Below are 21,861 nucleotides of genomic sequence, written 5' to 3' on the forward strand. Positions count from 1 at the left end.
ATTACATTCACCAGGCTAATAATTATGATTAATGATATGACTAAAAAAATCATTCTTTCGCTATTTCTCTTAATAACCGGATATTTTTTCTATAACCCAATGATCATAGCCTTAACAGCTGTGAAAGATCCTGAATCTATTCACTTTAAACCTGATCAGGTATTTAAATTAAAAGATATTCCTGAACTGAAAAGTTCTCAAAATATGGCTGTATATATTACTTTAACTCAGGAAGACCGAAAAAATCTCAGCCCCACAATTCCTAAATGGAAAGTTTTAAAGTCTGACAATACAGCTTTGATACACGATCTGCTTAATTGTAATTTCAGGTATAACAATTCAGATGTCTCAACAATACAAAGTAAAATGTATGTATACTCCGACAATGTATTAGTTTTTGAAAGTGAAATTTCTCTTGATAAAAACAGTTTAGGACTCCAAAACAGAACTACAGGCTGGACAACACCTGTAGATAATAATCATTTGCTTACTATTATAAGTCAGTTTGACAGATATAAATTACCGATTTTGATTCTTAAGTGAATCTTTGATAAATAAAAATTATTTGAATTATGCAGAAAATACGTTCTATACTAAAACTATATGTGTTTTATTTTAATGTGAAATTGATTTCTCAATCTCTTTAATATAAATAGACGGAGTAGTTCCTGTTTTTTTCTTAAACGCAATCGAAAATGCCTGTACGTTATTATAACCTATTTCTTCAGCAATAACCGGTAATTTATAGGAACGAAATTTTTTATCTTTTACAAGCTGATCTAAAGCATAATCAATACGTAAATCATTAAGATAAGTTGTAAAATTTTTACCTTTATGATTGTTGATGATTTCTGACAGATAGCCAGTATTGGTTTTTATATTTTTTGCCAGACTTGTTAATGTAATACCATTTTTTAAAAAATGAAGCTTGTTTTCAAAAGTATCCAAATCCTTTAAAATAGATTGAACAACCTCTTCGGGAAGAGCTTTATTTGTTTTGCTGCCGCTTTCAACTTTTACCGACTGATATATTTCTATTTGTTTTCCATTTTGATGTTGAATTGTTTCTGGGCTTCTTTTTTCAATTAAATGAATTAAATCCTGAGCAATTTTTTGATGCTTTTTCTCTCCTTTTTTAGATTTATAATAAAAATAGGTAAGAAAAAATAATATTAATGTTAAGACACTAACGGAAACATACAAAAATGTTTTTTTGTTTTTTAATTCCTTTATTATATCTTCTTTTTCCTGCAGAAGATTGGGGGTATCATATTTTTGGTGCAACTCTGTTGATAAATATCGAAATTGTTCATCGAGTTTTTTGTCAACTTTTAGAAAACGGTCAATATAGTAGAGTTGTTTTTCTTTATCGCCACTTTCCCTATAATAATCTATTAGAAAAGTATATACATCTGCCAATTCCGGAAAGGTAATCTCTGTTTTTTTAATATTGGAATCTATTTCAGTGAAATATTTTATCGCCTCTTGCTTATTATTTAATTCATCATAACATTTTCCAAGGCTATATAATACATAATTTTGATTGTTATCATTAATACTTGAAAAGTAAGCATATGCCTTTGTTAGCTCAGCAATAGCTGTCTGATAGTTTTTAGTTGTAAGATTGAGCTGACCAGATAAATATAAATATTGATTCATATTATATTTATTCTTTTGCACAAAAGGAGAATTGAGACCTTCCTGAATAAAAAAACCGGCAGAATCAATTTTATTTATTTTAATATAGCAGTAGACAAGACTTACCCGCATTTGATCATGCTGATATTCATCTGTTATATTTTGGGAGTTCAATAAATGATATCTAAAAATTTTTGCAGCTTCTTTATTTCTTCCCATATAACTATTCAAATAGGCAATATTCATATTTGCATAAGCTATCTGCTTTACATTTTTTTGCTTTTTTGAATACTCTAAACCTAAAATATAATTATCAAGGGCAGCTTTTAAGTTACCATACTTATAATATAGGTTTCCTTTTATGATAAATGTTCTGGCAGGGTATATATCTCCTTTTACATTTTTTGTAATCATGGCCAGACTATCGATATATTTTAACGCCAATGGGAAATCTTCAGTTGAATGCATAAGATTATAACCTTCTGCAATTTCAAGAATATTTTTTTCCTTTTTTGCTTTTGTTAAATAGTATTGAGAAACAGCTCTAGCTTCTAATCTCTTGTTATCTTCATCATAAATGGTAAATTTATTTTTTAACTCTTCATAATTCCATAGTCTTAAACTATCAATTTTGTTTTGAGTAAAAAATAGACTGTAAAGGAAGGTAAATAAAAGTAAAAATATCTGTTTCATTAATTTTTCTATACTCTACAAAAATATTCATTTACCTTTAAAAGGAAATAAAAAAGCACCTACATTTCTGTAAGTGCTTGATTTATTGTGGTCCCACCTGGGCTCGAACCAGGGACCACCTGATTATGAGTCAGGTGCTCTAACCAACTGAGCTATAGGACCTCAAAACTTGGTTAAATTTTGTGTTTGCAAAAATAGTAAAATTTCTTTCACTACAAAATTTTTTATTGCTTTTCTTGGCAAAGTTCTACCAGCACGCCGTTTGTAGACTTCGGATGAAGGAATACAACTAATTTATTATCAGCACCTTCTTTCGGTTCTTCGGAGATAAACTGAAATCCTTCTTTTTTCAGTCTTTTCACTTCTTCCATAATATTTTCAACGCCAAATGCCAGATGATGGATGCCTTCACCTTTTTTATCGATGAATTTTGAGATCGGACTTTCAGGATTACTTGCTTCCAGCAGCTCAATTTTACTTTCTCCCGTTTCATAGAAAGAAGTTACAACCCCTTCCCTTTCTACTGATTCTTTTTTATAGGATTCTTTTCCCAATAATCTGGCAAAAAGCTCGTCAGAAACTCCTAAAGACTTTACGGCAATACCAATATGTTCTAGCTTCATAAATACTAATAAATATAATTAAATCGTAAATTTGATACTCCTGTTGAATTTCAAAGTATCAATTCAAACAAAAGTACTAAATTTGCAGAAATTATGGAAAGTAACAGACAAAGAAAAGTAGCACAGATTATTCAGGAAGACTTCGCAGAGCTTTTCCGCAAACAGGCTGCAGAAAGCAAACAGAGTATTTTAGTATCTGTTTCAGATGTAAAAGTAACTGCTGACTTAGGAATTGCTAAGATTTATTTAAGCATTTTCCCACAGGAATTCCGTACCGCTGTGATGAAGGAGATTGAAGAAAACAAACCTCAATACAGAAACTTCATCGGACAAAAAATGTCAAAACAGGTACGTATCATTCCACAGCTTAACTTCTACCTTGACACCGCTCTGGATGATGTTGAAAAACTGGAAAGAGAATTAAGAGGCGAAGGTGACAATCCTGTTTTATAAATCTTGAAGAATATTGCATTTTACATAGCATCCAGATACCTTTTGGCTAAAAAAGGGAGTACTGCTGTTACGTTTATTACGTGGCTGTCTGTGGGTGCCATGACGGTTGCTGTGGCTGCAATGTTCGTCATTATTTCTGTTTTTTCAGGCCTTGAAGACCTGAATAAAGACCTTATTTCTAATCTTCATGCAGACCTTACTGTAAAAAGCATTTCCGGAAAAACCATTAAAAATCTGGATACCGTCAATAAAGTATTAAGCAGTCATAAAGAAATCAACAATTTCTCCCGTGTTATTGAAGAAAAAGTATACATCAGCTTCAACGGGAAAGGAGATATTGCCTATTTAAGAGGCGTTGATTCTGCTTATATCAAAGTAAACCCTATCAATAAAGATGTTTTCTACGGAACGTATCCAAGCTTCAAATATTCCAATGAAGTATTAATGGAAAACAGCCTGGATAACAGACTTTCAATTCCTGTAGATTCTTCCAATCATTATGCGACAGTCTTTATGCCCAAACCGGGAACAGGGATTATCAATAAAGAAGAAGACATTTATAATAAACGAGATATATCGGTAACCGGTGTTTTCCCTGGAAAAGATCAGCTGGACAATTATATTATCTCTCCTATTGAGCTTACGGAAGAATTACTTAATCTGCCAAAAAAATCTGCTTATCAGATTGTTATTAAACTAAAAAATCCAGAAAATGCAGATGCTGTAAAACAAAGCCTGCTTTCTTCTCTAGGGAAAAATATTGAAATCAAAACCAAGGAAGAAGAAAATGCCGCTTTCTGGAAAATGATCAATACTGAAAAGCTTTTCATCTATCTGATTTTTGCACTGGTTATCTTCATTACCACCTTTAATCTTGCAGGAGCGATCATTATCCTTCAGCTTGATAAAAAGGAACAGGCAAAATCACTTATTTCACTGGGTTTTCCTTTAAGCCATTTGAGATTAACCTATTTCTACACCGGCCTTCTTATTGTTGTTTCCGGGGTAATTACCGGATTGATTCTTGGAACTGCACTTTGCTACTTCCAGCTTTACACAGAGTTCTTCAGAGCCAATGAAGTGCTGCCATTCCCGGTAAAAATTGTAGGAAAAAATTATCTTATCGTAGCGCTTACAGCTTCTCTGTTTGGAATCACCATTTCATGGTTTTTCTCAAAAATCAGCAAGGAATATATTACTAAGAAGTAATATCCTAAGTTTATACATTACATTAAGTTAATATACTTCGGTTTCATTTTTTCGTACCTTTACGCCCCAATTTTAAATAAATGAAACAACTTTTATCTTTTTTTCTTTTAAGCGTAACATTTATAGGCGCTTTGGCACAGGCTCCGGCAGGATATTACAATCAATCGCCAACCTTAACAGGTGCTGCTCTTAAAACAGCTCTTAAAAACATTATCAGCAATGGACATGTCGACCATGGCTATGGCGGTTTATGGACAGGCTATGCTACTACTGACCGTGATTATTTTTATGAAAACGACGGAACCATTCTGGATATTTATTCTGAAAATCCAAATGGACCGGATGACTATAATTTCATCCTGGGAACCAATCAATGTGGATCTAATGGTTATGCTAATGAAGGCGATTGTTACAACAGAGAACACGTAATTCCTCAGAGTTTATTCAACAGTGCATCTCCTATGGTAGCTGATATTCATTTTATTCGTGCTACTGATGGAAAAGTAAACGGAATGAGATCCAACTACCCTTTCGGAGTTGTTGGTGCTACTTCTTTCATCTCTAAAAACGGATCAAAATTAGGGACATCTGTATCACCAGGATACTCAGGTACTGTATTTGAGCCCATTGACGCTTTCAAAGGAGATATTGCCAGAATGTTCTTTTATTTTGTAACGAGATACGAAGGCCAACTGCCTAATTTCACTACCGGCGATATGCTTGGAAACACAGCTTTCCCTGGACTACAGCCTTGGGCGCTTAATCAATACCTAGCGTGGAATATAATGGATCCTGTATCTCCGGAAGAAATTGCAAGAAACAATGCTTCTTATACTTACCAGGGAAACAGAAACCCTTTCATTGATCATCCTGAATATGTTGCTCAAATCTGGGGATCTCCGGTAATCGATAACCAGGCACCTACAGCAGCAACCAATGTTGTTGCCAACAACCCTACTTCAAACTCTGTCGCTGTAAGCTGGACTGCCGCTACAGATAATGTAGGAGTAACTTCTTATCAGGTTTATGCTAACGGTACTTTAAAAGCTAATGTTTCCGGCGCAACAACCTCTACTATTGTATCTGGATTAGCTCCACTTACTCAATATACTTTCTATGTAATTGCTAAAGATGCTTTCGGAAACTCTTCTCCACAAAGTACAACCGCTACAGCAACTACTCTTGACATTCCAGCAGGAGGCGGAAGCTGTGGTACTGAAGATTTTGAAATGATCACCGGTGCAGCAAATACTTATCTGACAGCAAACTGGACAAACAACGGAATTTCATGGACTGCTACAGACGCAAGAGTTGACCAGACCATCAACAATAAAGCGATCACAATCAGAAATGGTTCTTTAACGAGTTCAACACTTTCAAGTGGAATCCAGAATTTAACTTTAACAACACAGTTAAAATTCTCCGGAAACGCGGGATATTTCAATGTTTTTGTAAACGATGTTAATGTAGGAACTATTCCTTACAGTAATGTTGTCACTACAACTACCATTAACAATATAAATGTAAGCGGAAATGTTGTCATTAAGCTGACAAATTCTTCGACTTCCAACAGAGTTGCTCTGGATGACCTTAGCTGGGCATGTTTCGGTACATTAGGAACTGCTGAAACTCAAAAAGACAAATCAGAATTCACGATCTACCCTAACCCGGTAAGAAACAATGAATTATTTGTAAAAGGAGAAAACCTTAGCAAAATTTCAAAAGCTGATATCTATGACCTTTCAGGAAAATTAATTGAAACGATCGCTAATCCTTTCAAACATTCAAATAAAATCAACCTTAAAGGTACTGTAAAAGGAACTTACATCCTGAAAACAGATAATTTCTCTACTAAATTTATCGTAGATTAATTATTAAAAAATATTTCAAACCAAGGCCGGATTTATCCGGTCTTTTTTTTACATTTGATCTATGGATTCCAATAAAAAATTAGGATTGATAGGAAAAAACATTTCTTATTCTTTTTCTAAAAAATTCTTCGAAAACAAGTTCCAAAAGCTCATGCTAAAGAACTTCTCCTATGATATTTTTGATCTGAACGAAATCAATGAAGTGGAAAACCTTTTTGCTTCTCCGGACCTTTTAGGATTCAATGTTACTATTCCCTACAAAGAAAAAATCATTGATTATCTTGATGAATTAAGCGATGAAGCAGAGAAAATAGGTGCCGTAAACTGTGTTTTTATCCAGGATGGCAAAAAAACAGGCTACAATACAGATGCTTACGGATTTGAAAAGACCCTTCTTTTACACAAAACCCCTTCTCAGGACAAAGCACTGATCTTAGGAAACGGCGGCGCTGCAAAAGCTGTAAAATATGCTTTAGATAAACACAATATCCCTTCAATAACCATTTCAAGAAGTACGGAAATCAATTTTGAAAATCTTGATAAAGAAACCGTTGCGGAACATAAAATAATCATTCAATGTACACCGGTAGGTACTTTCCCGAATGTAAAAGACTGTCTGAACTTTCCTTTTGACGGACTTTCTCCTGAGCACCTGATCATCGATCTTATTTACAATCCCAACTACACTCAATTCATCATCAATGCCTCTGAAAAAGGAGCAAAGACAGTGAACGGATATTATATGCTTGAACAGCAAGCAGAAAAAGCTTGGGAAATTTGGAATTTTCAAAAAAAATAACATAAATTAGTGCTTTAATTGGCCTTAAAGCTATATTTAAAGGATATAAACGCCACTCACATAAAAGATTTGCTATGACTACAGAAAACAATCTTTCTGAAAACGAAGAAAAGAACAATCCTAACGAAGTATCTCAGGACCCATCAGAAAACACGGTTTCTCATGATGCAAACCGACATGAAGATGATGCAGAACACCTGGAAGAACATGAAGAGGTAGAAATTTCCCTGACTGATGCTTTAAAGGAAATGGAAAAAATCATCAACACTCCCAATGCCGGTGAGAATTTCAAAAGATTCAACCTGCTGAAGGAAAAAGCAAGTCACTATATACATGATGAAGTGGAGGATAAAAAGCATGAATATGTAGAAGCCGGAAATCCTGCTGAAAATTTCAGCTATGAGCATCCTTCTCAAACTAAATATTCTGCACTAGTCAATATTTTCAAGGAAAAACATGACAGCTTCCAGAAAGGACAGGAAGAAGAGCAGAAGAAAAACCTTGAACACCGTCAAAACATTATTGAAAGACTTAAAAACTTATATACAAGTTCTGAACCAGGAATCAATCTTTTTAGATCCATCCGTGAAATTAAAGAAGACTGGTCAAAAGCCGGACAGGTTGCAAAATCTGAATTCAAAATTCTTAATAACAACTATTTCCACCACCTGAACCAATTTTATCAGATGCTGGATCTGAATAAAGAATTTCTGGAACAGGAATACAGCCACAACCTTGAAAAGAGAGAGCATATCATTGCACGTGCTAAGGAACTGGAAAACGAACCGGTAATCCAAAAGGCTTTAAACGAACTTCAGTATCTTCATAAACTTTGGAAAGAAGAAGCTGAGCCTGTTGCAGAGGAATTCCGTGAAAAAACATGGGAAGAATTCAAAGAAATTTCCAACAAAATTCACGAGAGAAAATCTGAGCTTTCCGCTTCTATTGAAAAAGAACAGACTGTAAATCTTGAAAAGAAAAACGAGATCATTGCTGAAATAAAGAAACTTTCTGAACCATCAGAAACTCCTAATCACAACTACTGGCAAAATGCTATCAAAAGAGTTGAAGATCTTCGTTCTGAATTCTTAAAAACCGGAAGTGTTCCAAGAAAATTATCCAACCAAAACTGGAATGATTTCAAAACAACACTCAGAGGTTTTAATACAACGAAAAATAATTATTACAAATCGTTAAAGGGTTCACAACAAGCGAATCTTGAAGAGAAATTAAAACTGATCCAGACCGCGCAGGATAATATGAACAATGAAGAATGGGATATTTCAGTTCCATTATTCAAAAAACTGCAGGAAGACTGGAAAAAAGTAGGCCACGTTCCAAAGAGTATGACCAACAAAATCTGGGATGAATTCCGTGATGCATGTAATGCGTTCTTCAACAACTACAGAGAGAAAAGCAATACTTCTACTGATAACTGGAAAGAAAACTATAAAAACAAGAAAGCGCTTCTTGATGAGTTGAAGCTGGTTTCAAATGAAGAAGGCAGTATCGAAAGAATTGAGCAGATCAAAACATCATGGAACAACATCGGTAAAGTTCCGAGAGATAAAATTTCAATCAACTCTGAATTCAACAAGACATTAAGAGAGAAGTTGAAAATAAACAAAATCAACGAACTTGAATTGAAAGAAGAAGGCCTGTCTGAAAACCAACTTACTGACAAAGCAAGAAAGATCAAAAACCAGATTTCTGATCTTGAAGCTGAAATTGTAAAACTGGAAAACAACCTTTCTTTCTTCAACAAACCATCAAGGGAAAATCCTCTTTTAAGAGACACTTACAACACCATTGATGAGAAAAAAGCTCATCTGGAAACATTAAAGCAGAATCTCCACAGCATTATCAGCGGAGATTAACAGATAACAAATTAAATAAAGGCGGAGCAAAGCAATTTGTCTTCGCTTTTTCTTTTTATTAATATGAACAACGACGAACTGTATATCAAAAGATGTATCGAGCTGGCTCAGAAAGCTCTTGGCAAAACCTACCCCAACCCTCTTGTAGGAAGCGTAATTGTACACAACGGGGAGATCATTGGTGAAGGCTACCATCATAAAGCCGGAGAAAACCATGCTGAAATCAACGCCATCAATTCCGTTAAAAATAAAGACCTTATTCCGGAATCCACGATCTATGTTTCTCTGGAACCCTGTGCGCACTTTGGAAAAACACCACCTTGTGCTTTAAAGATTAAAGAATTAGGATTTAAAAAAGTCATTATTGGCGCTATGGATTCCCATGATAAAGTCAATGGCAAAGGAAAGAAAATCATCCAGGATGCGGGAATTGAAGCTGTTTCTGGAATTCTTGAAAAAGAATGTATTGAACTCAACAAAAGGTTTTTCACTTACCATGAAAAGAAAAGACCTTATATTATTTTAAAATGGGCAGAATCCGGTGATGGATTTTTGGATAAGGATTTTAAACCGACTGCTGTTTCCAACACCCTGGTCAATCAATTTGTCCATCAGTTGAGAGCTGACGAACATGCCATTTTAGTAGGAACCCAAACTGCTTTAAATGACAACCCAAGTCTTACCGTAAGAAACGCAGAAGGAACAAACCCCGTCAGAATTCTGATCGATTTTGATTTAAAAGTTCCTTCCGGTTACAACATTTACAATAATGAAGCAAAGACATTGGTTTTAAATGCTGTAAAAGAAAGCACCGAAGGATCTGTTCAATTCATTAAAATCAACAAGGATAATTTCCTTCCTGAACTTATGGAAGCATTGTATAAAGAACAGATACAGTCTGTGATTATTGAAGGAGGTCGTTTTACACTCCAACAGTTTATCAATGCTAACCTTTGGGACGAAGCCATTGTCATTAAAAATGAAAATCTGAGGCTGGAAAACGGAACAAAAGCACCGGAATTCAACCATACAGCAACCAAAATTGAAAATTTCAGAGATAATACAGTTTCTTTCTTCAGGCTAAAATAAAAGCACTTTATCACCACCGAATGAAATAATTTCTTTACATTAGTTTTACAAAAAAATTACTATGAAAAATTTAAAGAAAGTTTCAAGACAGAGTTTAAAGAAAGTAAACGGAGGAAACGCTCCTGAATGCTGCTCATTTTATCCACCTTCATTACAGCACTGCTGCGCAACGCCTTCAAGTATGAGCTGCCCACCACCTTGGGTAGATGGAACATTCCCATGTTAATATTATTAATCAAATAAAATATATTATCATGAAAAATTTGAAAAAGGTATCCAGAACCCATATGAAAATCATCAAAGGTGGTGTTTTTGTAACATGTATACTACCTACCGGGCAACCTACAAGATGTAGAGATCAATGTCCTCAGGATTTTTGCGGCCCTACAAGCTATATGTGTCTGATCCCAATGGATCTGTGCGGAGATGTAATGTAAGAGCTAATTTTACATAAAAAAATAGATAAGCCGTCAAACTATGACGGCTTAATTTATGATCATAATGCAGAATAATACTAAAGCATTTAATATTTTTGCATAATTAAAGCCGGAATTCACAATGACGTTTGAATACAAAACCATAGAAAAACCCATAGAAAATACTCTTTTAAAGGAAAAAGGGAGCAAGTTTATCGGATTTGCTTTCCCGGTAACCAATGAAAGAGAACTAAAGAGCGCACTGGAAAAAATAAGGGAAGAACATCCGAAAGCTACCCACCACTGTTATGCTTTCAGAATGGGATTAAATGGTGAAAACTATCGTGCGAATGATGATGGGGAACCTTCCGGAAGTGCGGGATTACCCATTTACAATCAATTGTTGGCTAACGAGGTTACCAATATTCTTGTGATTGTAGTCCGTTATTATGGAGGAACCAAACTAGGGGTTTCAGGCTTGGTAAAAACTTATAAAGAATCTGCAAAGATCACATTGGAAGAAGCGCAGATCATTACCCGTGAATTGGAAACAGAGATAGAGATTCAGTTTAATTTTAATCAGCAGAATACAATATTCACCCTGCTATCAAAATTTGATGCCAAGGTTTTGAATTTTGATGCTAATGAAAACTGTATCCTTACAGCCTCGCTGAAGCTTGCACAAAAAGATAACATCTCGGAAAAACTCTCCGAGATGCAATATGTTTCATTTGAATTTAATGATTAATCCCTTCTTCCACCAAGAAGTAATGATCCCCAGTAAAGAAGCTGTGCCAGAGATCCTAAGGCTGCAACCACATAAGTTCTTGCGGCCCATTTCAGACTGTCCTGTACACCTACAAATTCTTCTGCAGTTACAGTTCCTGTATCTTTAAGCCATTTCATAGCTCTGTTACTTGCATCATATTCCACCGGAAGTGTTACAAAAGCAAAAAGTGTTGTCACAGCAAACATGGCAACTCCAATGGCAAGAACTGTTGTGTTTCCATTAGGGTTCTCCATTGTTCTTGATGCAGCCATTACCGCGATACCAGCTATAAGGACAAATTGCATCAGATTAGAACTTATATTGACAATAGGTACCAGTTTTGAACGTAAATTCAACATAGAATATCCTACGGCATGCTGTACTGCGTGTCCACATTCATGAGCTGCTACTGCAGCGGCGGCGGCATTTCTCTGCATGTAAACTCCTTCAGAAAGGTTTACTGTTTTATCTGCCGGATTATAGTGGTCCGTCAACTGCCCGGGAACTGATATTACCTGAACATCATTTATCCCGTTATCTCTCAACATTTTTTCCGCTACTTCTTTCCCCGAAAGGCCATTTCGAAGGTGTACATTGGAATAATATTCAAATTTTGATTTCAACCTGGAAGAAACCCACCAGCTCACCAGCATTGAAATACCAATTATGATATAATAACCCACCATTTTATATAGATTTTGTGTTTAATTTTTATCCATAATGATATAAAAACTGTGCCAAAGTATAAGATATTATTATTTATATTTGTCCTTAAATTACCATCAAAAGTTATGTCTAAGGTTTCAATTATTGAAGTAAAAACAGCCGTTCAACTCAAGCAATTCGTAAAATTCCCGATGGATCTGTACAAAAATAATCCGTACTATGTTCCATCCTTTATCAAAGACGAAATGAAAATCTGGGATGCTAATGAAAATCCAGCATTCCACTATTCCGAATCCAGACAATTTCTGGCCTTAAAAGACAGCAAGGTAGTGGGAAGAATTGCAGTCATTATCAACCACAAGGAGGAAAAAGAATTAGACATAAAAAAAGTACGTTTTGGATGGATAGATTTCATTGATGATACTGAGGTTTCTAAAGCATTGATTCAGACTGCTATTGATTACGCCAAAGAACATAACATCAATAAGATTGAAGGGCCTATGGGATTCACAAATCTCGACAAAGCCGGTATGCTGACAATGGGATTTGATAAACTGGCAACAATGATTGGAATTTACAATCATGCCTATTATCCTAAACATCTTGAAAATCTTGGACTAACCAAAGAAAAAGAATGGGTAGAATATGAGATGAATTTCCCAAAAGTACTTCCTGAAAAAGTAGAAAAATTCAGTGGACTGATTGCTCAGAAATATAAGCTCAGCGTTCTTAAATTCAAATCAAAGGAAGAAATTCTCCCTTATGTAGAGCCTATGTTTAAACTGTTGGATGAAACCTATAAGCATCTTTCTACTTATACTCCAATTTCTGATGAACAGATCAAAACATACAAAGAAAAATATTTCCCATTCATTGATAAAAATTATGTAATCTGCGTTGTGGATGAAAATCAGCAGCTGGTTTCTTTCGCCATTACGATGCCTTCTTATTCTAAAGCTTTACAAAAATCAAAAGGAAAATTATTTCCTTTCGGATGGTGGCATTTCTTACAGGCCGGCAAAAAAAATGACAGAGCCAATTTTTACCTTATCGGGATTCATCCTGAATACCAAAGACGCGGTGTAACGGCTATTATCTTCAAAGAAATTTTCGTCCGGTTTACGAGTATGGGAATCAATTTCGCAGAAACTAATCCTGAACTTGAAGAAAATAAAAGTGTGCAGCTCTTATGGCAGGATTACAATCCGGTGAATCATAAGAGAAGAAGAACCTATTCAATGGAAGTGAATAAGTAATACTGTATTTGTAAAAATAATGTACAATATAAAAAGTGCATTATAGGGTGCAGGAATAAGAAAGAATAAATAACATCCGGATAATTTATAATCTAAACGAATTTTAAATCTTCATCCCTGCATCCCAGAAAACAATTGCAAACTCTCAGCTTTTATCTACTGCCTAAGCCAGAAACTCCTAACTTTACCTTATGAAACCACAACTTATCATTTTCGCTATTTTAATCGCTGGATTTATCAGTTATAACTTATTTTTTCAATCACCAGATGACAAGACAAATACGGTGATTAATATTGCTTTTGCCAGTATTCTTTTTGGGTACATCTCTTTTATAGCTTATACACTTTTGAAAAAAATAAAAAAATAAAAAAATAAAAATATTAAACCATAATCAGATTCTATGAAATAAATATATATTTACTCCTGCTAATAACCACCATCATGAACAAAATATTACTATTCTTCGGAGTATTCCTTATTCCGGCATCAATATATTCCCAGGAATTTTACGTCAATACCTTTTCGGTAAGTAATTATATCAACTTTATCAATAATGTATACAGATTTGACGTTTCCGGTACTTCAGAAGTTGTGGAATCATACTGTACTCCTAATGTTATAGCCAATGAAATCTATACAGACATTGCTATTGACAGCAATAACAACATGTACTACCTTACCGGTTCAGGCTTATTATACAGAAAAAAGAATACAGATTCCAGTTGTGAATTTTTAGGTGATTTTACTACAGGTAATACTACAGCCAATTCATTAGTAGCCGATTCCGGAAGCTATCTGTATGCCGCAGGAAATAATCCTAATGCATTATACAAATATGATATGAATACCGGGATTTTCACAGAGATTGGCAATCTGTCTGATGGGCAAACTCCTTCGGGAGATCTGTTTTTCTATGAAGGCAGACTTTTTCTAACCATCACCGGCGGTATTGTTGAGATCAATATGGAAAATCCTTCACAGAGCTGTCCTTTTATGGCAATCAATACACAGTATCCATACGCCGCTTTTTCTATTGATTACGGAACATATTCAAAAGCATACCTTATAACATATGAAAACAATAAATCTACCCTGTCTGAAATTGATATGATCAACAAACAGATAGGAGCTCCAATACGTACCTACAACCATCTTATCTACGGTGCTGCAGCCCGTTACACTTTGACATCCACCAATTCCACCTGTACTCTTACACCATTGAGTACCAAGGAAAACCTTTCACAAAAAACATATTTTAATGTAGGCAATCCTGCTACCCATAAAATTTTTTACAATACCAATATTGCAAGCAATCAAATCATCTCAATCCAGCTGTTTGATAACTCCGGAAGGCTTATCAGAAATTTCTCCGATCAAAACAATATGGGAACTCTGGACATCTCAAATATCCCTGATGGTGTATATCTTTTGACAGTTGCTACAAAAAACGGGGAAAAACACACTAAAAAAATAATCACAAAGAGCTAATTTTTATTGATTCTAAATTACCGATTTAACTCATTTTCATCAGACTTTTAAGCTGATTAATTTCATGCTTTCTTGTTTATTCGCTAAATTTGCAAATTGAGATAATAATGCAAAAATGAATTTACCTGAAAGTTATATTCCAATCCTTATCCAGGCTGGTGTAGCAGTAGGATTTGTAGCTGTTTCTTTGCTTGGGGCACATTTCTTGGGGCCACAGCAGAAAAAAGGAAACTCTGTAAAAAACCAAAGCTGGGAATGCGGGATTCCTGTAGAAGGGAATGCGAGAACACCGTTTTCTATCAAGTACTTCCTGACTGCGGTATTGTTCGTACTATTCGATATTGAAATCGTATTCTTTTATCCTTATGCAGTAAACTTTAGAGAATTCGGCATGGAAGGATTCCTTGCTGTACTTACGTTCGTTGCGATATTCTTCGTAGCGTTTTTCTACGTTTGGAAACGCGGTGCGCTGGATTGGGATAAATAAATTTTAACATTAAAAGATTGAATAATTTAATTATTAAATGCTTTAATCTTTAAATACTTAACAAAAGAAAATGTCAGATAAAAAACCAGTAATAAGAACAGATGCACCTGCTCCCGAAGGATATGAAGGAGAAGGGTTTTTCGCAACAAAACTGAGCAGTGTAATCGGGATGGCAAGAAAGTTTTCACTTTGGCCGTTACCATTTGCTACCTCTTGTTGTGGTATTGAGTTTATGGCTACCCTAAACCCAACGTATGATGCTTCAAGATTTGGTATGGAAAGAAACTCTTTCTCTCCAAGACAAGCAGATATGCTGATGGTTTGCGGAACTATATCAAAGAAATTAGGACCAGTCCTGAAAGAAGTTTACACTCAGATGGCTGAGCCGAAATGGGTAGTCGCAGTTGGAGCTTGTGCTTCCAGCGGTGGTATTTTTGATACGTATTCTGTACTTCAGGGAATTGATAAAATTATTCCGGTAGACGTTTATGTTCCTGGATGTCCTCCAAGACCTGAACAGATCATTGAAGGAGTAATGCAGGTACAGGCTCTTGCAGAAAGCGAAAGCATCAGAAGAAGAGACATGCCTGAATACCAGAAATTATTAGATTCTTACAACATAAGCAACTAAACGGAAATGACAAACGAATTTGTATTAGAAGCAATCACAAGAGAATTTCCGGAATCTGTCATTTCAAGTTCAGAACCTTATGGAATGCTGACCATTGAAGTGAAGAAAGAAGATATTAAGAAGATCATTCACTACCTTAAAGATTCATCTTTGGAATTTAATTTCCTTACGGATATCTGTGGTATTCATTACCCTGAATTTCCTGAAAAGGAAATAGGTGTTGTCTACCATTTGCATAATATGATGGCCAATTTCAGATTACGTCTGAAAATATTCATGTCCAGAGAAAATATTGAAGTAGATTCTCTTACTGAGCTCTATGCCGGAGCAAACTGGATGGAAAGAGAAACGTTTGATTTCTATGGGATTAAATTTAAAGGACACCCGGATCTCAGACCTATTTTGAATATGGAAGATCTGGGATACCACCCAATGTTGAAAGAATATCGACTTGAAGACGGTACCAGAACCGATAAGGACGATAATATGTTCGGAAGATAAAAAATATAAATGATTACTGATGGTTGATTCATTATCAATTATCCTTTATCAATTATCAATTATATATTATGAAAGATAACTCATTATCTAATATACTAAACCAGTACGAAAGCAAGGAACAGATTGACGGACAATTATATACCCTCAATTTAGGACCTACCCACCCTGCTACTCACGGGATTTTCCAGAATATCTTAACGATGGACGGAGAGAGAATTCTTCACGCTGAGCAAACGGTAGGATATATCCACAGAGCATTTGAGAAAATTTCTGAAAGAAGAAACTACTCTCAGATCACTACCCTTACGGACCGTATGAATTACTGTTCTGCACCAATCAACAACTTAGGTTGGCACATGACAGTAGAGAAACTGATTGGCGTTAAAGTTCCAAAACGTGTAGACTATATGCGTGTTATCTTAATGGAACTGGCAAGAATTGGTGACCACCTGATCTGTAACGGGGTAACCGGAATGGACTCAGGAGCGATTACAGGTCTTACTTATATGTTCATCGAAAGAGAACGTATTTATGATATGTATGAGCAGATCTGCGGAGCCAGAATGACAACCAATATGGGAAGAATCGGAGGTTTTGAAAGAGATTTCACTCCAAAATTCCATGAGTTATTAAAGGACTTCTTAAAAACTTTCCCACCAAGATTCAAAGAATTCTGTACACTCTTAGAAAGAAACAGAATTTTTATGGACAGAACCATCGGTACAGGAGCTATTTCTGCTGAAAGAGCATTAAGCTACGGTTTCACAGGTCCCAACTTACGTGCAGCAGGAGTAGATTATGATGTAAGAGTTGCACAACCTTATTCTTCTTATGAAGATTTCGACTTTATTATTCCTGTAGGAACTTCTGGTGACACTTACGACCGTTTCATGGTTCGTCAACAGGAAATCTGGGAATCTCTAAAAATTATCAATCAAGCATACGACAATCTTCCTGAAGGACCATTCCACGCGGATGTTCCTGATTTCTATCTTCCTGAAAAGGCAGATGTATATCAGAAAATGGAAGCATTGATCTACCATTTCAAAATTGTAATGGGAGAAACTGATGTACCGAAAGGAGAAGTTTACCACGCTGTAGAAGGTGGAAACGGAGAATTAGGATTCTATCTTGTGAGTGACGGAGGAAGAAGCCCTTACAGACTTCACTTCAGAAGACCATGTTTCATCTACTATCAGGCATATCCTGAAATGATTACAGGTTCTGTAATTTCAGATGCCATTGTAACGATGTGTAGTATGAATATTATTGCGGGAGAATTAGACGCATAAATGGAATTATAAATTTTGAATTATAAATTATAAATTGATTTTAGACCGTTATTCAGTTAGAATTTAAAATCTAAAATCTAAAATTTCAAAAATGAGCGAAACAATAGCTTTTAAACCGGAAAGTTTAGCACAGGTACATAAAATTATCGCAAGATATCCTGAAGGAAGACAGAAATCTGCTCTTCTTCCTGTACTTCACTTAGCACAGAAAGAATTCGGAGGATGGTTAGATGTTCCTGTAATGGATTATGTTGCCGGACTATTAAGTATCCAACCGATTGAAGTATATGAGGTAGCTACTTTCTATACCATGTTTAATATGAAGCCGGTAGGTAAATATGTTTTGGAAGTTTGCAGAACAGGACCTTGTATGGTTTGTGGAAGCGAAAAAATTCTTGACCATATCAGAACCAAACTGAATATTAAGGATGGAGAAACTACTGAAGACGGTATGTTTACTTTAAAGCCTGCTGAATGTCTTGGAGCATGCGGATACGCACCAATGCTTCAGTTAGGAAAATTCTTTCATGAAAATTTAACAATAGAAAAAGTAGACGAAATCCTTGAGCTTTGCAGACAGGGACAACTTGCTTTAGACTAATAGAAATTTTAAACTCTAAATTTTAGATTTTAAATTATTCACTTAACGTTTAATCATAATTAATGCAAGAAGCCAAAAGCCAATTGCAAGAAGCAAATAACAATGAGTAAAAAACTTTTACTTAAAGACGCACATATAGAAGGTATTCGCTACTTTGAAACGTACCGTAAACATGGAGGTTATACAGCAGCTGAAAAAGCCTTGAAGATGACTCCTGACGAAATTCTTGAAGAAGTAAAAGCTTCAGGACTAAGAGGACGTGGTGGAGCTGGATTCCCAACAGGAATGAAATGGAGCTTTTTGGCAAAGCCAGAAGGAGTTCCAAGACACCTTGTTGTCAATGCGGATGAATCTGAACCCGGAACATTCAAGGACAGATATTTAATGGAGTTCCTTCCTCATGTATTGATCGAGGGAATGTTGATCTCATCTTACTGTTTAGGTTCTAATGTTTCTTATATCTACATCCGTGGAGAATATTCATGGATTCCGGATATTCTTGAAGAAGCTATTGAAGAAGCCAAAGCAGCAGGATTTTTAGGTAAAAACATCCTGGGAACAGGTTTCGATTGTGAAATTTATGTTCAGAGAGGTGGTGGAGCATACATCTGTGGTGAAGAAACCGCATTGCTTGAATCTCTTGAAGGAAAAAGAGGTAACCCAAGATTAAAACCACCATTCCCGGCTGTAAAAGGACTTTGGGAAAGACCAACGGTAGTAAATAACGTTGAATCTATTGCGGCAATTGTTCCAATTATTGATATTACAGGAGCTGAATATGCTAAAATCGGAGTAGGAAGATCTACAGGTACGAAATTAATTTCTGCTTGTGGAAACATCAACAAACCGGGTGTATACGAAATCGATATGACCATTACCGTAGAAGAATTCATCTATTCTGATGAATATTGCGGCGGTATTAAAGACGGAAAAAAATTAAAGGCTTGTATTCCTGGAGGAAGTTCTGTTCCTATTGTTCCAGCTAATCTATTGCTGAGAACAGTGAACGGAGAGCCAAGATATATGAACTATGAGTCATTGGCAGACGGTGGTTTTGCTACCGGAACAATGATGGGTTCAGGAGGTTTCATCGTTTTGGATGAAGACCAGTGTATTGTAGAACACACGATGACTTTAGCGAGATTCTACAATCACGAAAGCTGTGGACAATGTACTCCTTGCCGTGAAGGAACAGGATGGATGTACAAGATTTTGAAGAAAATCGAGAAAGGAGAAGGAAAGATGGAAGATATCGATCTACTTTGGGATATCCAGAGAAAAATCGAAGGAAACACGATTTGTCCGTTGGGTGATGCAGCAGCCTGGCCCGTTGCAGCAGCAATCCGTCACTTCAGAGATGAATTTGAGTGGCACGTGAAAAACCCAGAGTTATCTCAGACACAAAACTATGGATTGGCACATTATGCAGATCCTATTCCGGCTGTTGAAAAGAATGCATAGGTAAAATGAAAAAATTATTGGTTGTCGGCTTAATGATGTCGAATTTTGTATTTGCACAGAATAAGAAAACAGATACTGCAAATTATAACAGATCCGTTGAAGAGGATTTGTCATATTTAGTGAGTGAGAAAGAGCAGATTAAAGCTGAGAAAAAGGAAAAACCTTTACCATTAAGCAAAAAAGGTCAGGTTTTCGTATTTTATGGATGGAACAGAGCGGCTTATAGCAATTCTGACATTCATTTTACCGGAAACGGATACGATTTTCAATTGAATAACGTAACTGCACAAGACCGACCTACAAAATTTGGAATTGTTTATTTTGATCCAAGCTGGTTTACTGTAACACAGTATAATTTCAGAATAGGATATTTTATTAAAGACAATTTAGCATTGGTACTTGGGATAGACCATATGAAATATGTAATGGATCAGAACCAGACTGTAGGTTTCAAAGGTCATATTTCAGATCCAGAATATGCAGCAATGGTTCAAAACGGGCAGGTTAATCTTGCAGATGAGAAGTTCCTTACTTTTGAACATACAGACGGACTTAACTATGAAAACCTAGGTCTTGAGAAATACAAAAATCTTGTTCATAAGAAAAATATAGATTTAGTATGGTCTTATGGAGCCGGAATCGGGTTCATGTTTCCTAAAAGTAATGTAAAACTTTTTGGAAATGAAAGAAGTGACCGTTTTCACGTTGCAGGTATGGGAACCGATATCAGATCCAGTCTTAACTTAGTTTTCTGGAAAAACTGGATGCTGAGATTAGAAGGAAAAGCAGGATATATCAATATGTGGGACATCAAAACCACGTTGAATAATAAGCCGGACAAAGCACGCCAGGATTTTGTTTTCGGACAGGTTCTGGGAGGAATTGGATATACATTTAATACTAAGAAATATAAATAACAAAGCCTATTGCTTAACGCATAAAGCTTAAAGCATATCATATGAGCGAAGAAGTTAAAAAATTCAAAATAACTATAGACGGACAGACTACTGAAGTGATGCCTGGTACTTCCATTCTGGAAGCAGCAAGACAAATCGGCGGAAAATCTGTACCTCCCGCTATGTGCTACTACAGCAAATTAGAGACCAGTGGAGGGAGATGTAGAACATGTCTTGTAGAAGTTTCTAAAGGGTCTGAAGCAGATCCTCGTCCTATGCCGAAATTAGTAGCAAGCTGTAGAACTAACGTAATGGATGGGATGGAAGTAAAAAACCTTACTTCTGAGAAAGCTCAGGAAGGAAGAAAAGCGGTTACCGAATTCTTATTGGTGAATCACCCGCTGGACTGCCCTATCTGTGACCAGGCAGGAGAATGTCATCTTCAGGACTTAGGATATGAGCATGGTGTAGACAGTACAAGAACAGAATTCGAAAGAAATACTTACGAAGCTGATGATCTTGGACCGAACATCAAACTGAACATGAACCGTTGTATTCTTTGTGCAAGATGTGTATTGACAGCTAACCAGCTTACAGAAACAAGAGAACACGGTATTCTTTTCAGAGGAGATCACGCTGAAATTTCAACTTATTTAAATAAAGCTTTAGACAATGACTTCATCGGAAATGTTATCGACGTTTGTCCGGTAGGAGCATTAACAGACAGAACAGCTCGTTTTGCAAGCAGAGTATGGTTTACAAAACCAATGAACGCTTCTTGTAAATGTGATAAATGCTCAGGAAAAGCTGTAGTATGGATGAAAGGTGACGAAATCGTAAGAGTAACTGCAAGAAAAGACCAGTGGGGTGAAGTGGAAGAATTCATCTGCGATACATGCCGTTTTGAAAGAAAAGCATTATCAGACTGGAACATCGAAGGTCCTAGACACATCGACAGACACTCTGTAATTTCATTGAACCACTACGAAAAACCTAAGGATGAGCTAAGAGTTTTAGACAATCCTATGGCTAAAGAAATCAGTGAAAAAGACGAAAAATAATTAATAAGACATCAGATTTCAGATACCAGACTTCAGACAGCAAATTAAATCTGACATCTAGCATCTGACATCTTAATATCTAA

23 protein-coding genes and 1 tRNA gene are annotated in these 21,861 nt (G+C 35.8%); 20 read left to right on the plus strand and 4 right to left on the minus strand.

The window, feature by feature from the left end; genetic code table 11:
• Positions 1–99: 99 nt before the first annotated feature.
• Positions 100–543 carry a hypothetical protein gene (locus tag ACLMCG_RS17255; protein ID WP_223601067.1) on the plus strand — a complete coding sequence of 148 codons (444 nt, stop codon included), beginning with the start codon at positions 100–102 and terminating at the stop codon, positions 541–543.
• A 72-nt stretch (positions 544–615) separates the two neighbouring features.
• Here ACLMCG_RS17255 and ACLMCG_RS17260 read toward each other — a convergent pair whose 3' ends face one another.
• The 3 genes from ACLMCG_RS17260 to mce form a co-directional block, all read right to left on the minus strand.
• Positions 616–2,331, minus strand: a complete 1,716-nt coding sequence (locus ACLMCG_RS17260) for a helix-turn-helix domain-containing protein (RefSeq protein WP_413960384.1) — start codon at positions 2,329–2,331, stop codon at positions 616–618.
• Positions 2,332–2,419: 88 nt separating this feature from the next.
• Positions 2,420–2,493: transfer RNA gene (locus ACLMCG_RS17265), tRNA-Ile, on the minus strand.
• Positions 2,494–2,555: 62 nt separating this feature from the next.
• On the minus strand, positions 2,556–2,954 hold the full coding sequence (gene mce / locus ACLMCG_RS17270; protein ID WP_413960385.1) for a methylmalonyl-CoA epimerase: 399 nt from the start codon (positions 2,952–2,954) through the stop codon (positions 2,556–2,558).
• 93 nt (positions 2,955–3,047) lie between these two features.
• Between mce and rbfA the strand changes: the two genes are divergently transcribed.
• From rbfA to ACLMCG_RS17315, 9 genes are all read left to right on the plus strand, one after another.
• Entirely contained in the window at positions 3,048–3,407 is a 360-nt protein-coding gene (rbfA, locus tag ACLMCG_RS17275; protein ID WP_047377769.1) for a 30S ribosome-binding factor RbfA, read from the plus strand.
• A gap of 3 nt (positions 3,408–3,410) precedes the next feature.
• Positions 3,411–4,616, plus strand: coding sequence for an ABC transporter permease (locus tag ACLMCG_RS17280; protein WP_413960386.1), 1,206 nt, complete (start codon positions 3,411–3,413; stop codon positions 4,614–4,616).
• 80 nt (positions 4,617–4,696) lie between these two features.
• Positions 4,697–6,487, plus strand: coding sequence for an endonuclease (locus ACLMCG_RS17285; protein WP_413960387.1), 1,791 nt, complete (start codon positions 4,697–4,699; stop codon positions 6,485–6,487).
• Between the two features lie 61 nt (positions 6,488–6,548).
• Positions 6,549–7,286 carry a shikimate dehydrogenase family protein gene (locus ACLMCG_RS17290; RefSeq protein ID WP_413960388.1) on the plus strand — a complete coding sequence of 246 codons (738 nt, stop codon included), beginning with the start codon at positions 6,549–6,551 and terminating at the stop codon, positions 7,284–7,286.
• Positions 7,287–7,360: 74 nt separating this feature from the next.
• Entirely contained in the window at positions 7,361–9,163 is a 1,803-nt protein-coding gene (locus ACLMCG_RS17295) for a DUF349 domain-containing protein (protein ID WP_223601054.1), read from the plus strand.
• 63 nt (positions 9,164–9,226) lie between these two features.
• A complete protein-coding gene (gene ribD, locus ACLMCG_RS17300) occupies positions 9,227–10,252 on the plus strand; it encodes a bifunctional diaminohydroxyphosphoribosylaminopyrimidine deaminase/5-amino-6-(5-phosphoribosylamino)uracil reductase RibD (RefSeq protein WP_413960389.1) in 1,026 nt (341 codons plus the stop codon).
• A gap of 61 nt (positions 10,253–10,313) precedes the next feature.
• Positions 10,314–10,478: a bacteriocin-like protein gene (locus ACLMCG_RS17305; RefSeq protein WP_167510754.1), complete on the plus strand. Its 165-nt coding sequence runs from the start codon at positions 10,314–10,316 to the stop codon at positions 10,476–10,478.
• A gap of 28 nt (positions 10,479–10,506) precedes the next feature.
• Positions 10,507–10,689, plus strand: a complete 183-nt coding sequence (locus ACLMCG_RS17310; protein WP_223601052.1) for a bacteriocin-like protein — start codon at positions 10,507–10,509, stop codon at positions 10,687–10,689.
• A gap of 121 nt (positions 10,690–10,810) precedes the next feature.
• Complete coding sequence (locus tag ACLMCG_RS17315) at positions 10,811–11,416, plus strand: IMPACT family protein (protein ID WP_413960390.1); 606 nt, start codon at positions 10,811–10,813, stop codon at positions 11,414–11,416.
• Here ACLMCG_RS17315 and ACLMCG_RS17320 read toward each other — a convergent pair.
• Positions 11,413–12,123 (minus strand): zinc metallopeptidase, encoded by a 711-nt coding sequence (locus ACLMCG_RS17320; protein ID WP_213278088.1) that lies wholly within the window; start codon positions 12,121–12,123, stop codon positions 11,413–11,415. The genes ACLMCG_RS17315 and ACLMCG_RS17320 overlap by 4 nt on opposite strands.
• A 105-nt stretch (positions 12,124–12,228) precedes the next feature.
• Here ACLMCG_RS17320 and ACLMCG_RS17325 point away from each other — a divergent pair, with 105 nt between their 5' ends.
• The 10 genes from ACLMCG_RS17325 (at position 12,229) to ACLMCG_RS17370 (ending at position 21,778) form a co-directional block, all read left to right on the plus strand.
• Positions 12,229–13,359 carry a GNAT family N-acetyltransferase gene (locus ACLMCG_RS17325; RefSeq protein WP_223601050.1) on the plus strand — a complete coding sequence of 377 codons (1,131 nt, stop codon included), beginning with the start codon at positions 12,229–12,231 and terminating at the stop codon, positions 13,357–13,359.
• A gap of 442 nt (positions 13,360–13,801) precedes the next feature.
• A complete protein-coding gene (locus ACLMCG_RS17330) occupies positions 13,802–14,848 on the plus strand; it encodes a T9SS type A sorting domain-containing protein (RefSeq protein WP_413960391.1) in 1,047 nt (348 codons plus the stop codon).
• A gap of 115 nt (positions 14,849–14,963) precedes the next feature.
• Positions 14,964–15,335 carry an NADH-quinone oxidoreductase subunit A gene (locus ACLMCG_RS17335; RefSeq protein ID WP_047377762.1) on the plus strand — a complete coding sequence of 124 codons (372 nt, stop codon included), beginning with the start codon at positions 14,964–14,966 and terminating at the stop codon, positions 15,333–15,335.
• 70 nt (positions 15,336–15,405) lie between these two features.
• Positions 15,406–15,966 carry an NADH-quinone oxidoreductase subunit B gene (locus ACLMCG_RS17340; RefSeq protein WP_002983540.1) on the plus strand — a complete coding sequence of 187 codons (561 nt, stop codon included), beginning with the start codon at positions 15,406–15,408 and terminating at the stop codon, positions 15,964–15,966.
• 6 nt (positions 15,967–15,972) lie between these two features.
• Positions 15,973–16,467: an NADH-quinone oxidoreductase subunit C gene (locus ACLMCG_RS17345; RefSeq protein WP_123908951.1), complete on the plus strand. Its 495-nt coding sequence runs from the start codon at positions 15,973–15,975 to the stop codon at positions 16,465–16,467.
• Between the two features lie 68 nt (positions 16,468–16,535).
• Positions 16,536–17,759, plus strand: a complete 1,224-nt coding sequence (locus ACLMCG_RS17350; RefSeq protein WP_223601048.1) for an NADH-quinone oxidoreductase subunit D — start codon at positions 16,536–16,538, stop codon at positions 17,757–17,759.
• A gap of 91 nt (positions 17,760–17,850) precedes the next feature.
• Positions 17,851–18,360, plus strand: a complete 510-nt coding sequence (gene nuoE, locus ACLMCG_RS17355; RefSeq protein WP_076553058.1) for a complex I 24 kDa subunit family protein — start codon at positions 17,851–17,853, stop codon at positions 18,358–18,360.
• 102 nt (positions 18,361–18,462) lie between these two features.
• Positions 18,463–19,821, plus strand: coding sequence for an NADH-quinone oxidoreductase subunit NuoF (gene nuoF, locus ACLMCG_RS17360; protein WP_413960392.1), 1,359 nt, complete (start codon positions 18,463–18,465; stop codon positions 19,819–19,821).
• A gap of 5 nt (positions 19,822–19,826) precedes the next feature.
• Complete coding sequence (locus tag ACLMCG_RS17365; protein WP_223601047.1) at positions 19,827–20,738, plus strand: hypothetical protein; 912 nt, start codon at positions 19,827–19,829, stop codon at positions 20,736–20,738.
• 41 nt (positions 20,739–20,779) lie between these two features.
• Positions 20,780–21,778, plus strand: a complete 999-nt coding sequence (locus ACLMCG_RS17370) for a 2Fe-2S iron-sulfur cluster-binding protein (RefSeq protein ID WP_047382170.1) — start codon at positions 20,780–20,782, stop codon at positions 21,776–21,778.
• The last annotated feature ends 83 nt before the right edge of the window (positions 21,779–21,861 follow it).

This window comes from Chryseobacterium sp. S90, from assembly GCF_047444895.1.
Classification (GTDB): domain Bacteria; phylum Bacteroidota; class Bacteroidia; order Flavobacteriales; family Weeksellaceae; genus Chryseobacterium.

Excerpts from the sequence above, each read along its gene's own strand:
- ACLMCG_RS17255 (WP_223601067.1), top strand. The coding sequence starts at position 100 with ATGATCATAGCCTTAACAGCTGTGAAAGATCCTGAATCTATTCACTTT.
- ACLMCG_RS17260 (WP_413960384.1), bottom strand. The coding sequence starts at position 2,331 with ATGAAACAGATATTTTTACTTTTATTTACCTTCCTTTACAGTCTATTT.
- mce (WP_413960385.1), bottom strand. The coding sequence starts at position 2,954 with ATGAAGCTAGAACATATTGGTATTGCCGTAAAGTCTTTAGGAGTTTCT.
- rbfA (WP_047377769.1), top strand. The coding sequence starts at position 3,048 with ATGGAAAGTAACAGACAAAGAAAAGTAGCACAGATTATTCAGGAAGAC.
- ACLMCG_RS17285 (WP_413960387.1), top strand. The coding sequence starts at position 4,697 with ATGAAACAACTTTTATCTTTTTTTCTTTTAAGCGTAACATTTATAGGC.
- ACLMCG_RS17290 (WP_413960388.1), top strand. The coding sequence starts at position 6,549 with ATGGATTCCAATAAAAAATTAGGATTGATAGGAAAAAACATTTCTTAT.
- ACLMCG_RS17295 (WP_223601054.1), top strand. The coding sequence starts at position 7,361 with ATGACTACAGAAAACAATCTTTCTGAAAACGAAGAAAAGAACAATCCT.
- ribD (WP_413960389.1), top strand. The coding sequence starts at position 9,227 with ATGAACAACGACGAACTGTATATCAAAAGATGTATCGAGCTGGCTCAG.
- ACLMCG_RS17305 (WP_167510754.1), top strand. The coding sequence starts at position 10,314 with ATGAAAAATTTAAAGAAAGTTTCAAGACAGAGTTTAAAGAAAGTAAAC.
- ACLMCG_RS17310 (WP_223601052.1), top strand. The coding sequence starts at position 10,507 with ATGAAAAATTTGAAAAAGGTATCCAGAACCCATATGAAAATCATCAAA.
- ACLMCG_RS17315 (WP_413960390.1), top strand. The coding sequence starts at position 10,811 with ATGACGTTTGAATACAAAACCATAGAAAAACCCATAGAAAATACTCTT.
- ACLMCG_RS17320 (WP_213278088.1), bottom strand. The coding sequence starts at position 12,123 with ATGGTGGGTTATTATATCATAATTGGTATTTCAATGCTGGTGAGCTGG.
- ACLMCG_RS17325 (WP_223601050.1), top strand. The coding sequence starts at position 12,229 with ATGTCTAAGGTTTCAATTATTGAAGTAAAAACAGCCGTTCAACTCAAG.
- ACLMCG_RS17330 (WP_413960391.1), top strand. The coding sequence starts at position 13,802 with ATGAACAAAATATTACTATTCTTCGGAGTATTCCTTATTCCGGCATCA.
- ACLMCG_RS17335 (WP_047377762.1), top strand. The coding sequence starts at position 14,964 with ATGAATTTACCTGAAAGTTATATTCCAATCCTTATCCAGGCTGGTGTA.
- ACLMCG_RS17340 (WP_002983540.1), top strand. The coding sequence starts at position 15,406 with ATGTCAGATAAAAAACCAGTAATAAGAACAGATGCACCTGCTCCCGAA.
- ACLMCG_RS17345 (WP_123908951.1), top strand. The coding sequence starts at position 15,973 with ATGACAAACGAATTTGTATTAGAAGCAATCACAAGAGAATTTCCGGAA.
- ACLMCG_RS17350 (WP_223601048.1), top strand. The coding sequence starts at position 16,536 with ATGAAAGATAACTCATTATCTAATATACTAAACCAGTACGAAAGCAAG.
- nuoE (WP_076553058.1), top strand. The coding sequence starts at position 17,851 with ATGAGCGAAACAATAGCTTTTAAACCGGAAAGTTTAGCACAGGTACAT.
- nuoF (WP_413960392.1), top strand. The coding sequence starts at position 18,463 with ATGAGTAAAAAACTTTTACTTAAAGACGCACATATAGAAGGTATTCGC.
- ACLMCG_RS17365 (WP_223601047.1), top strand. The coding sequence starts at position 19,827 with ATGAAAAAATTATTGGTTGTCGGCTTAATGATGTCGAATTTTGTATTT.
- ACLMCG_RS17370 (WP_047382170.1), top strand. The coding sequence starts at position 20,780 with ATGAGCGAAGAAGTTAAAAAATTCAAAATAACTATAGACGGACAGACT.